Annotated in this window: 9 protein-coding genes and 13 other annotated features; of the genes, 4 read left to right on the forward strand and 5 right to left on the reverse strand. The window is 54.8% G+C overall.

Going from position 1 to position 11,815, the window contains the following annotated elements; genetic code table 11:
• Positions 1-30: 30 nt before the first annotated feature.
• Positions 31-36: a ribosome-binding site (putative RBS for nikR; RegulonDB:STMS1H003573), on the forward strand.
• Positions 31-446, forward strand: a protein-coding gene (nikR, locus tag STM3584) for a nickel-responsive transcriptional regulator (protein NP_462485.1). Within the gene, positions 45-446 belong to an annotated coding region; the region does not span the whole gene. (Overlaps the previous feature by 6 nt.)
• 89 nt (positions 447-535) lie before the next feature.
• On the opposite strand, the gene yhhJ is transcribed toward nikR, so the two are convergent.
• The 4 genes from yhhJ to yhiN form a co-directional block, all read right to left on the reverse strand.
• Positions 536-1,671 (reverse strand): putative ABC superfamily transport protein gene (gene yhhJ, locus STM3585; protein NP_462486.1). Within the gene, positions 536-1,660 belong to an annotated coding region; the region does not span the whole gene.
• Positions 1,660-4,356 (reverse strand): putative ABC-type multidrug transport system gene (gene yhiH, locus STM3586; RefSeq protein ID NP_462487.3). Within the gene, positions 1,660-4,350 belong to an annotated coding region; the region does not span the whole gene. Before yhiH ends, yhhJ begins: the two co-directional genes overlap by 12 nt.
• Positions 1,666-1,671 (reverse strand) — a ribosome-binding site (putative RBS for yhhJ; RegulonDB:STMS1H003574). (Overlaps the previous gene by 6 nt.)
• Positions 4,351-4,356 (reverse strand) — a ribosome-binding site (putative RBS for yhiH; RegulonDB:STMS1H003575). Its footprint lies within the gene yhiH.
• A gap of 41 nt (positions 4,357-4,397) precedes the next feature.
• The gene (yhiI, locus tag STM3587; RefSeq protein ID NP_462488.1) for a hypothetical protein occupies positions 4,398-5,476 on the reverse strand. Within the gene, positions 4,398-5,465 belong to an annotated coding region; the region does not span the whole gene.
• Positions 5,471-5,476 (reverse strand) — a ribosome-binding site (putative RBS for yhiI; RegulonDB:STMS1H003576). (Overlaps the previous gene by 6 nt.)
• 294 nt (positions 5,477-5,770) lie before the next feature.
• Positions 5,771-6,979 (reverse strand): putative periplasmic protein gene (yhiN, locus tag STM3588; protein ID NP_462489.1). Within the gene, positions 5,771-6,967 belong to an annotated coding region; the region does not span the whole gene.
• Positions 6,974-6,979, reverse strand: a ribosome-binding site (putative RBS for yhiN; RegulonDB:STMS1H003577). (Overlaps the previous gene by 6 nt.)
• 203 nt (positions 6,980-7,182) lie before the next feature.
• Positions 7,183-7,188: a ribosome-binding site (putative RBS for pitA; RegulonDB:STMS1H003578), on the forward strand.
• On the opposite strand from yhiN, the gene pitA reads away from it, so the two are divergent.
• The gene (pitA, locus tag STM3589; protein NP_462490.1) for a low-affinity phosphate transporter occupies positions 7,183-8,694 on the forward strand. Within the gene, positions 7,198-8,694 belong to an annotated coding region; the region does not span the whole gene. Its footprint overlaps the feature before it by 6 nt.
• A gap of 139 nt (positions 8,695-8,833) precedes the next feature.
• Here pitA and uspB read toward each other — a convergent pair.
• The gene (gene uspB, locus STM3590; protein ID NP_462491.1) for a universal stress protein B occupies positions 8,834-9,177 on the reverse strand. Within the gene, positions 8,834-9,169 belong to an annotated coding region; the region does not span the whole gene.
• Positions 9,172-9,177 (reverse strand) — a ribosome-binding site (putative RBS for uspB; RegulonDB:STMS1H003579). Its footprint overlaps the gene before it by 6 nt.
• 127 nt (positions 9,178-9,304) lie before the next feature.
• Positions 9,305-9,313, forward strand: a protein binding site (putative binding site for FadR, RegulonDB: STMS1H000178).
• A gap of 69 nt (positions 9,314-9,382) precedes the next feature.
• Positions 9,383-9,391, forward strand: a -35 signal (putative -35_signal for uspA; RegulonDB:STMLTH004606).
• Here uspB and uspA point away from each other — a divergent pair.
• Together uspA and yhiP are read left to right on the forward strand one after the other, a co-directional pair.
• Positions 9,383-9,991 (forward strand): universal stress protein A gene (gene uspA, locus STM3591; RefSeq protein ID NP_462492.1). Within the gene, positions 9,557-9,991 belong to an annotated coding region; the region does not span the whole gene. It overlaps the preceding feature by 9 nt.
• Positions 9,409-9,417, forward strand: a -10 signal (putative -10_signal for uspA; RegulonDB:STMLTH004606). It overlaps the preceding gene by 9 nt.
• Positions 9,422-9,430 (forward strand) — a protein binding site (putative binding site for FadR, RegulonDB: STMS1H000180).
• Positions 9,544-9,549: a ribosome-binding site (putative RBS for uspA; RegulonDB:STMS1H003580), on the forward strand.
• 317 nt (positions 9,992-10,308) lie before the next feature.
• Positions 10,309-10,314: a ribosome-binding site (putative RBS for yhiP; RegulonDB:STMS1H003581), on the forward strand.
• The gene (yhiP, locus tag STM3592; RefSeq protein ID NP_462493.1) for a putative POT family peptide transport protein occupies positions 10,309-11,785 on the forward strand. Within the gene, positions 10,316-11,785 belong to an annotated coding region; the region does not span the whole gene. Its footprint overlaps the feature before it by 6 nt.
• Positions 11,786-11,815: the final 30 nt, after the last annotated feature.

Genomic DNA, 11,815 nt, shown 5'->3' on the forward strand with positions numbered 1-11,815 from the left:
AGCTTCCCATGCGCCGACGCGCCATACCAAAAGGTTTAAGTCAGATGCAACGTGTCACCATCACCCTCGATGACGATTTACTGGAAACGCTGGACAGCCTGAGCCAGCGACGCGGCTATAACAATCGCTCCGAAGCGATCCGTGATATTCTGCGCGGCGCTCTGGCGCAGGAGGCCACTCAGGAACACGGCACACAGGGTTTCGCGGTACTTTCATATGTTTATGAACATGAGAAACGGGATTTAGCCAGCCGCATCGTCTCCACCCAGCATCATCATCATGATTTATCCGTCGCCACGCTGCACGTCCATATCAACCACGATGACTGTCTGGAGATCGCCGTTCTGAAGGGCGATATGGGCGACGTACAGCATTTTGCCGATGATGTTATCGCCCAGCGCGGCGTGCGCCACGGCCACTTGCAGTGTTTGCCGAAAGAAGACTAACGCCGGGGGCGCTTCGCTTGCCCGGCCTACGTTCGCACGTCTGTCGTTTGTAGGCCGGATGAGGCGCAGCCGCCATCCGGCAATAATGTTTACGCCATTGTGCCAATCGTTTTTCTGAAGCGTAACAGCGCTATCAGGAAGAACACGCCGCCTATCGCCAGCAGGGTCAGGAACTGCGGCCAGACGATACTCAAACCTGCGCCGCGATAAAGAATAGCCTGGGCAAGGCTGACAAAATGCGTCGTCGGCATGGTCAGCATAATATCCTGCACCGCCTGCGGCATACTTTCGCGCGGCGTGGAACCGCCGGAGAGCATTTGTAGCGGCAACAGCACCAGAATCATTAATAACCCCAGCTGCGGCATCGAACGGGCGATGGTGCCCATAAAAATCCCAATTGAAGTGGTGGCGAACAGGCTCAGCGCCACGCCCAACATAAACAATGGGATCGATCCTTCAATCGGTACGCCAAGTACGCCTTTCACCATCAGCATCAAAGACAAACCGGAAACCACCAGCACGACCAGCCCCATCGACCACACTTTCGCCATCATGATCTCAAAGGGCGTGACCGGCATCACTAACAGATGCTCTACCGTGCCGTGTTCTCGCTCGCGGATCAGCGCCGACCCGGTCAGCACTATCGCCAGCATGGTAATGTTGTTGATAATCGCCATCACGCCGCCAAACCACGCCGGGTCGAGATTCGGGTTAAAGCGCATCCGAATCTCCAGCGACACCGGCTGAACGTTATCTCCCCGCGCGCGCGCCACAAAGCTGTTGACCTCGCCGCTAATAATATTCTGGATATAACTGTTGCCGGTAAACGCCTGGCTCATGCGCGTCGCATCGACGTTAACCTGAATATCAGGCTGACGTCCGGCCAGCACATCACGCTGGAAATTCGGCGGAATATTGACCGCAAAGGTATAGCGTCCGGCATCCAGTCCGGCATCCATTTCCGTTGCCGTAATCATCTCCGGCGGCAGAAACCACGGGCGGTAAAAACTATTCACAATACGGTTCGACAACTGCGACTGATCCATATCGGCGATGGCGATAGGGGCAAGATGCAACGAACCGGGCAGGACGGTAGCAGAGGAGTAAACCGAAATCGTAAAGGCGAAGACGATCAGCGCCAGCATCGCTTTGTCGCCCAGCAGACTGCGCAGTTCTTTGACGCCGAGGTTATAAATATTACGTAATCCGCGCATTACCCCTCCTGTTTTTTCAGCAGCAGAATGCTCAGACCCATCACCACCGGGACGGCAATCAGTAACGGCATAAATAACGGCCAGAGATCGGACAGATCCAACGCTTTGGAAAACGTCCCGCGCGCGATCGTCAGAAAATGACTGGTCGGGTAGATCTCGCCGATCCATCTTCCCGGTCCTTCCAGCGAAGCCACCGGATCGATCATGCCGGAAAATTGTGTTGCCGGAATGAGGGTAATAATCGACGTCCCAAAAATAGCGGCGATTTGGCTCTTCATAAACGTGGAGATCAGCAGCCCCAGACCGGTGGCGATGATGACATAAAGCAGCGCCGCGAGGGTAAGCGTGAGAAAGCTGCCTTTCAGCGGCACGCCGAACACAAAGACCGACAGCGCGCACAGTAGCAAGAAGTTCAGCATACCCAGCGCGATATACGGCAGTTGTTTACCCAGCAAAAATTCGCTGCGCGTCGTCGGCGTTACGTACAGATTAATCATCGACCCCAGCTCTTTCTCCCGCACCACGCTCAGGGCGCTAAGCATTGACGGGATCATCATGAGCAGCAGCGGAATGACCGCCGGAACGATAGCGGGCAGACTTTTCACATCCGGGTTATAGCGATAGCGCGTTTCAATATTGAGCAGCCCGACCTGTTTAACCGGGTTCGGCTGACGACTTGCCGCCTCCTGCAGCCAGCTTTGGTGCATCGCCTGAACGTACCCCTTCACCGTCTCGGCGCGGCTGGGCATGGCGCCATCCACCCAGACGCCAATCTGCGCTGGCGTACCGCGAGCAATATCGCGGCCAAAATTAGGCGGGATCTCAATGGCAACCGCCAGCTCTCCCGAACGCATCCGCCGGTCAAGCTCGTCATAGCTGGCGAGCGGCGGCTGTTCGATAAAATAGCGGGATCCCGCCAGATTGAGCGACCATGCCTGACTACTGACGGTCTGGTCACGATCGAGGACGGCAAAACGCAGGTTCTCCACGTCCATACTGATGCCATAGCCCATAATCAGCATCAGAATTACCGTTCCCAGCAGCGCCAGCGTCGAGCGTACCGGATCGCGGCGTAGCTCCAGCGCTTCGCGGCGACTGTAGCTGAACAAACGCCGGAAGCTCAATCCCTGCCGCGACGGTTTACCTGACGCGGCGGGCGTCTGGGATGGCGGTATTGGGGTTTCAGGCGCCGCTCCCGCAGCTTCCTGTAGCCAGGAAATAAACGCCGCCTCCAGATTGGCCGCGCCCCGCTGTTGCACCAATTCCTGCGGCGTACCGCTGGCGAGCACTTTACCGGCGTGCATCAATGACATTCGGTCGCAACGTTCCGCTTCGTTCATAAAATGGGTCGAGATAAAAATCGTCACCTTATCCTGACGCGAAAGATCGACCATAAGCTGCCAGAACATATCCCTGGCGACCGGATCAACGCCGGACGTTGGCTCATCAAGAATCAGCATTTCCGGGCGATGGATCACCGCTACCGCCAGCGATAAACGCTGGCGGATACCGAGCGGCAACGAAGCGGGGAGCGTATCTTCCACCTCCGTTAGCATAAAGCGTTCGATCATCTGCGCGACGCGCGCCGGGATCTCCGCTGGCGGAATATGAAACAGGCGGGCATGAAGTTCCAGATTCTGCCGCACGGTGAGTTCGTTATAGAGCGAAAAAGCCTGCGACATATACCCGACCCGGCGACGGGTGTCGATGTCGTTCGGGTCTACCGGCTGGCCAAATAGCCAGGCCTGGCCTTCGCTGGCGGGAAGCAGACCGGTCAGCATTTTCATGGTGGTCGATTTGCCGCAACCGTTTGAACCGAGGAAGCCAAAAATCTCGCCGCGCGGAATACGGAAATTAACATGGTCAACCGCGACGAACTTACCGAAGCGCATGGTCAGATCTTTCGCCTCAATGGCAATCTCTTCCTGCTCAGCGTGATACGGCGGGATCACCACCGGCTTATGCGCCTGGCGCTGCGCTTCTGGCAACAGGGCGATAAACGCCTGTTCCAGCGTCGCGCTATGGGTTTTTGCCCGCAGTTGCTGCGCGCTGCCGGTTGCCAGTATCTCGCCCGCATTCATCGCCACCAGCCAGTCAAAACGCTCCGCCTCTTCCATATAGGCCGTTGCGACCAACACGCTCATATTGGTCTGGCGCTGGCGGATACTGTCGATTAAGTCCCAGAACTGAGCGCGGGAGAGCGGGTCCACGCCGGTGGTAGGCTCATCAAGAATCAGCAATTCCGGGTCATAAATCAGAGCACAGCACAACCCCAGCTTTTGTTTCATCCCACCGGACAGCTTCCCGGCAGGACGGTCACGAAACGGCGCCAGGCCGGTGCTGTTCAGCAGCTCGGTAATACGCGCTTCGCGTTCAGCTTTGTCATGACCAAAGAGACGAGCGAAAAAATCGACGTTCTCATAAACCGATAACGTGTGATAAAGGTTTTTCCCCAGCCCCTGCGGCATCCAGGCGATGCGCGGACAGACGTCGCGGCGATGTTTCGCATCGCGCATATCGCCGCCCAGGACGATAACGTTCCCTTGCTCAATCACCCGCGCGCCAGAAATCAGCGACAGCAGGCTCGACTTACCCACCCCGTCCGGACCAATCAGCCCGACCATACTACGGGCGGGAATGTCCAGCGTGATATTGTTCAGCGCGACCGTTTTTCCGTAATGCTGGCTCACCCCCTCAAGCTGCGCCACGGGAGGAACAGGCACCAGCGTCAGCGACGTCATTGCGACAGCCTCACGCTTAGAGCGTCAGGCCAGGGCACGCGCTCATCCAGACGAACCCAGGCCATTCCCGGCAAACCGGTTTTGACATATTCCAGATGCTGTCGCAGCAGCTCTGGCGGAATACGCGCTTTGACGCGGAACATCAGCTTCAGCCGTTCATCGTGGGTTTCCACGGTTTTGGGCGTGAACTGCGCCACGCTGGCGACAAAACTGATCGTCGCCGGAATACGCAGATCCGGCGCGGCGTCCAGCACCAGTCGCGCTTCGCCGCCGATCTTCAACAACCCAGCCTGTTCGGTCGGCAGGAAAAATGTCATATAAACGTCGCTGAGATCGACCATGTTCAACACCCGGCCGCCAGCCGATAACACTTCGCCCGGCTCCGCAACGCGGTACTGCACGCGTCCATCGCGCGGCGCTTTTAATTCGCTGTCGTCGATGTCGGCGACAATACGCCGCTCGGTCGCCTGCGCCGCTTCCACGCGCGTTTGCGCCTGGATAATACTGGTACGCGCCGCCTCAATCGCCGCTTTTGCCGCAGATACCTGCGCTTTGGCGGTCTCCAGGGCGGCGCGCGCGCTTTCCGCCGCCGCGCGATCGTCATCTAACTGTTGTACAGATACCGCGCCACGCTGCGACAGCGAACGGGAACGCACGTGACGTTTAGAGACGGAGTCCAGCTCAGCTTCCCGCTGTTTGACGACCGACTGCGCGGCGCGCATTTCACTCTGGCGTTGCTCCAGCAAGGCACGGGCGGCGGCAACCGCGCTTTCGGCCTCTTTAATCTGCGCAATCGCCTCCAGCCGCTGCTCCTGCAGCACGCGGGTATCCATTTTCGCCAGCACCTCGCCCTGACGAACGAACTGCCCTTCCGAAACGAGGATGGTATCAATACGCCCGGCAATCTTAGTGGCAATATCCACTTCGGTGGCTTCAATTCTGCCGTTGCTGGCGGCAAACCCCTCCGGTATTCCCGCAGGGCGCAGCATCCACCAGGCTATCGCGGCCACCGCCACAAGAATCCCCGCTCCCCACCACACCAGATGACGCTTCATTTTGTCCATAATCGACCCGCCGTAATCCCTGTTGTCTAACCATGCGTGTCACAAAGTCCGCCGGGCGTGCGCTCAGCGGGGGTTTCCATTCGGGATAAGAATGAAAAAAGAAAAGGGGCCAGACGACGAACAGACGCCGATGAAGCGCTCGCCGTCAAAGGGAGTGAATGATGTAGGTACCCGGAAAAGAGGGAGTAATGTTGTCATCATCAGCGTTCCTGGCCGTAAATGAAACACGCATACTCATAACTGCTATAAATCGATACTAACACCTCTGTCCGGGATGTCTATTCGCTTATTGTTTGTAATGGTACTTAGCGTTTTGCCGCCAAATCCTGCGCACAGGCCCAGGCGCTCGACCAGGCCCACTGGAAGTTATAGCCGCCCAACCAGCCGGTGACGTCCATCACTTCGCCAATAAAATAGAGACCCGGCACGCGGCGCGCTTCCATAGTCCGCGATGATAGTTCGTTTGTATCCACGCCGCCCAGCGTCACTTCCGCTGTCCGATAGCCTTCGGTGCCGTTAGGCTGCACTTGCCAGGCCGTAAGCGTGTCAACCAACGCCTGCTGGTCACGAACGTTCAACTGCCTGAGCGATACATCCGGGATCTGCCCCAACTGTTGTAAACACTCCACCAACCGTTTCGGCAGATGCATCGCCAGCGTGTTCTTCAGACTCTGGTTCGGGTGCGCGTTACGCTGTTCATTGAGAACGTCTTCCAGCGAGAGATCCGGCAATAAGTTAATGCTCACTAACTCGCCCGGTTGCCAGTAGCTGGAAATCTGTAAAACGGCGGGGCCGGACAGCCCACGATGGGTAAAAAGTAGGTTTTCCCGAAATACCGTGCCATTGCGGGCGGTAATCACGCAGGGCACAGAGACGCCAGACAGCGTCTGGAGCTGTTCTAACAGCGGCTTATGTAGCGTAAAGGGCACCAGCCCGGCGCGCGTCGGCAACACTCTGAGACCAAACTGTTCGGCGATTTTATAGCCAAACGGCGATGCGCCAAGCCCCGGCATCGACAGGCCGCCGCTGGCAATCACCAGCTTTTGCGTAGTCACCGTCTCGCCGTTCAACGCCAGTATGAAACCCGACTCATCACGCTCGACGCTCAATACCTCGCTACGCAGGCGCATCGTTACGCCGCCTTTGTCGCACTCGGCAACCAGCATATCGACAATGCGTTGGGCGGAATCATCGCAAAAAAGCTGTCCCAGCGTTTTCTCATGCCAGGCTATCCCATACCTGTCGACCAGATCGATAAAATCCCACTGGGTATAGCGGGCTAACGCTGATTTACAAAAATGGGGGTTCTGGCTCAAATACGCAGCAGGCTCAACATAAAGATTAGTAAAGTTGCAGCGCCCACCGCCGGACATGAGGATTTTACGTCCTGGCTTCTTGCCATTATCGATGAGCAGCACGCGGCTACCCGCCTGTCCTGCCTGCGCGGCGCAAAACATGCCCGCTGCGCCAGCGCCTATAATAACGGCATCAAACCTTTCCACGTCGCCTTCCTCTCTCAAATTCGGGCGGGAATTGTAAAGTTTCCTCAGTGGTCGCACCAGCGCGAAAAGCGCCTGAAAATGGTATTTATCTGAAATATATAAGATAATTCTTTAGTGATATCAAACAAAGCACGAAGTACATCAAAAAAAGTCTATATTTCACTTTGCCCGCGCCGCCAAAGTCACTGATAATGCGCCGCGTTCATGTCCTCAAAATGGCGTAACGTCCTATGCTACATTTGTTTGCTGGCCTGGATTTACATACCGGGCTTTTATTATTGCTTGCTCTGGCTTTTGTGCTGTTCTACGAAGCGATTAACGGCTTCCATGACACAGCCAATGCAGTCGCAACCGTGATTTACACCCGTGCGATGCGTTCGCAGCTGGCGGTTGTCATGGCGGCGGTGTTTAACTTTTTTGGCGTTTTGCTGGGGGGTCTCAGCGTGGCGTATGCCATTGTGCATATGCTACCGACGGATCTCCTGCTCAACATGGGTTCCGCGCACGGCCTCGCTATGGTCTTTTCCATGTTGCTGGCGGCGATTATCTGGAACCTCGGTACCTGGTATTTCGGGTTGCCGGCGTCCAGTTCCCACACGCTGATTGGCGCCATTATCGGCATCGGTTTAACCAATGCGATGATGACCGGCACGTCAGTGGTGGATGCGCTTAACATCCCGAAAGTTATCAATATTTTCGGTTCACTCATTATCTCCCCTATTGTCGGTCTGGTATTCGCCGGCGGTCTGATTTTCTTGCTGCGCCGCTACTGGAGCGGTACTAAGAAACGCGCCCGTATCCACCTGACGCCAGCCGAACGTGAAAAGAAAGACGGCAAGAAAAAGCCGCCGTTCTGGACGCGTATCGCGCTGATCCTCTCCGCTATCGGCGTGGCGTTTTCGCATGGCGCGAACGATGGTCAGAAAGGCATTGGCCTGGTCATGCTGGTGCTGATTGGCGTCGCGCCTGCGGGTTTCGTGGTCAATATGAATGCCTCCAGCTACGAAATCACCCGTACGCGCGATGCTATCAACAATGTCGAAACGTACTTTGAGCAGCGTCCTGACCTGCTGAAAGCCGTCACCGGCGTTGACCAACTGATTCCCTCTCCGGAACCGGGCGCGACTGAACCGACTGAATTCCACTGCCATCCGGCTAACACCATTAACGCGCTTAACCGTGCGAAAGGGATGCTGGCAAACGTGGAAAGCTACGACAAGTTAAGCGTTGAACAGCGTAGTCAGTTGCGTCGCATTATGCTGTGCATTTCCGACACGACCGACAAAGTCGTGAAATTGCCTGGCGTAAGCAGCGATGACCAGCGCCTGCTGAAAAAGCTGAAGACCGATATGTTAAGCACCATTGAGTATGCGCCAGTGTGGATCATTATGGCAGTGGCGTTGGCGCTGGGTATTGGTACGATGATCGGCTGGCGTCGCGTGGCGACCACTATCGGCGAGAAAATTGGTAAAAAAGGCATGACGTATGCGCAGGGAATGTCGGCGCAGATGACGGCGGCAGTCTCTATCGGTCTTGCCAGCTACACCGGTATGCCAGTTTCTACCACTCACGTACTCTCCTCTTCAGTGGCGGGAACCATGGTCGTTGATGGCGGCGGGTTGCAGCGTAAAACCGTGACCAGCATTCTGATGGCCTGGGTATTTACGTTACCGGCGGCGATTATTCTTTCCGGCGTGCTGTACTGGCTTTCCCTGAAGATTATTTAAGCCAAATGGGCCGGATAGCGCTGTCGCTAATCCGGCCTGTCAGGATGAAACGACACAGGCCTGATAGGCCGCTATAAGCGGCGTCATCCGGAGGCTTATCTAATACGAGCGGGTCAGGAAACTGGCCCGCTTTTTTTATTCAGTGCCAAATCATGAGCGCAATCAAGCTCACCACCACCAAACCGCATAACGCGCTGGTCAGCAGAAACTGGCGGCGCACGCGTTCACAACGGCGAATAAATTCTTCATCATGATGATCGCGATAGCGCTGAGCGTAGATATACCATACCAGGCGCACCTGTTTGTTGGGCTGACCATGCGTGGTAAAGAAGCCGCCGCCATCGACATATTGATAGAGCAAAGGATCGCAACCACGAAGTACCACTAACAGTGCGCGTAGCGATGAGAAATAGCGCGCCATATTAACAATGCAAACGACACATAAAGCCCAGAATAGTGAGACGGTGCTTATCATATCTCCTCCCCGGCGACCCGCCCACGGAGTTCCTCTCCGGGACTACCGCTCCCCGATACCCTGCCAGACAATCAGTGAAAGAGTACTACGAAAGCCGTCCATATTAGCGCTCCGCATTCGAACGGCTCTTATACACATTGTAGGAGATCAGTTAATTTTTTTACCAGAAGGTTAATCACTATCAATGCAATTCCCTAGAAATTTTGTTTAACTAACTGGCAAGCAAGGCAGATTGACGGATTATCCTGGTCGCTATAATGTAAGGATAGTTATGGTAAACGGCTGAGCTAGCCCCGCGCATAGAGTTCGCAGGACGCGGGTGACGCGGCGGCATAAGAAACGCCAGTAGCTCAATGGTCATCGACAACTTATGGAAGGAGTAACACTATGGCTTATAAACACATTCTTATCGCAGTTGATCTCTCCCCGGAAAGTAAAGTTCTGGTTGAAAAAGCGGTCTCTATGGCGCGCCCCTACAACGCGAAAATCTCCCTCATCCACGTTGATGTGAACTATTCTGACCTGTACACCGGTCTGATTGACGTCAATCTGGGCGATATGCAGAAACGTATCTCCGAAGAAACCCACCACGCGCTGACCGAGCTGTCTACCAACGCTGGCTACCCTATCACTGAAACCCTGAGCGGTAGCGGCGATTTGGGCCAGGTGCTGGTTGATGCCATCAAGAAATACGATATGGATCTGGTCGTTTGCGGTCATCACCAGGACTTCTGGAGCAAACTGATGTCTTCTGCGCGCCAGCTGATCAACACCGTTCACGTTGACATGCTGATTGTGCCGCTGCGCGACGAAGAAGAGTAATACTTGCCGTGCCGGCTGGCGGCTAAGACCGCGTCTGGTCTATAGTCAATCAGGTTGGCCTGAACCATCAGGCAAATTCCGGCTATCAACAACAACGCCCGCTTATGTGGGCGTTTTGTTTATCCCCCCTTCTTCGCAGTACTCAGTACATCATTCCATCACACCAAACATAATTAGTGTGATCCACTAATTAGTTTGCGTATCATTTGTATAATAACCTATTGATCAGGCTAATAACCGCAGTCTATATCAGGGTAAGTCTTTTCGGCGCGTTTTGATATACGCGCTCATACGTTTCGGGATGGCATTAAAAGGCGAAGGAATATGAATACAACTGCACCTACGGGCTTGCTGCAGCAACCTCGTCCATTCTTCATGATCTTTTTTGTAGAATTATGGGAACGATTTGGCTATTACGGCGTCCAGGGCATCCTGGCGGTCTTTTTCGTTAAACAATTGGGTTTTTCTCAGGAACAGGCCTTTATTACCTTTGGCGCTTTTGCAGCACTGGTTTATGGCCTGATCTCCATCGGCGGCTATGTTGGCGACCATCTGTTAGGGACTAAACGCACCCTGGTCCTGGGCGCAATTGTGCTGGCGATTGGCTATTTTATGACCGGCATGTCGCTATTAAATCCCGATCTGATTTTTATCGCACTGGGTACGATTGCCGTGGGCAACGGGTTATTTAAAGCCAATCCCGCCAGCCTGCTCTCTAAATGCTATCAGCCTAAAGATCCCCGGCTGGATGGCGCTTTCACCCTGTTTTATATGTCGATTAACATCGGTTCTTTGTTATCGCTATCGCTGGCGCCGGTGATTGCCGATAAATTTGGCTATGCGGTGACCTATAATCTGTGCGGCGCTGGTTTAATTGTTGCGCTTCTGGTGTACTTCGCCTGCCGTGGCATGGTGAAAAATATCGGTTCTGAACCGGATCATAAACCGCTACGTTTTCGCAATTTGCTGCTGGTACTACTCGGCACCGTCGTCATGATTTTCCTCTGCGCCTGGCTGATGCACAACGTTAAGATTGCCAATCTGGTGCTCATCGTCCTTTCTATCGTCGTCACTATTTTCTTCTTTCGCGAAGCGTTTCGTCTGGATAAAACCGGCCGCAATAAAATGTTCGTGGCGTTTATTCTGATGATTGAAGCCGTGCTGTTTTACATTCTGTATGCGCAGATGCCTACCTCGCTGAACTTCTTTGCGATTAATAACGTGCATCATGAAATTCTTGGATTCGCCATTAACCCGGTGAGTTTTCAGGCGCTGAACCCATTCTGGGTGGTCGTCGCCAGTCCGGTACTGGCAGCGATTTACACCCGGCTGGGTAGCAAAGGCAAAGATCTGACTATGCCGATGAAGTTTACGCTCGGCATGTTCCTCTGCGCGCTGGGTTTTCTGACCGCCGCCGCCGGGATGTGGTTTGCCGATGCGCAAGGATTGACGTCGCCGTGGTTTATCGTGCTGGTGTATCTGTTCCAGAGTCTGGGCGAGTTGTTGATTAGCGCGCTGGGGCTGGCAATGGTCGCCGCTCTGGTGCCGCAGCATCTGATGGGCTTTATTCTGGGAATGTGGTTCCTGACCCAGGCCGCCGCCTTCCTGCTCGGCGGTTATGTGGCGACCTTCACTGCCGTACCGGAAAACATCACCGATCCGTTGCAGACGCTGCCCATTTATACCGGCGTCTTTAGCAAAATTGGTCTGGTAACGCTGGCGGTCACCGTGGTGATGGCCATTATGGTGCCGTGGTTAAACCGAATGATTAATACGCCAGGTACCGAACAGTAATACTCAGTGCCGGATGCGGCTTACGCCTTA

It is taken from the genome of Salmonella enterica subsp. enterica serovar Typhimurium str. LT2 (assembly GCF_000006945.2).
Taxonomy (GTDB): Bacteria; Pseudomonadota; Gammaproteobacteria; order Enterobacterales; family Enterobacteriaceae; genus Salmonella; species Salmonella enterica.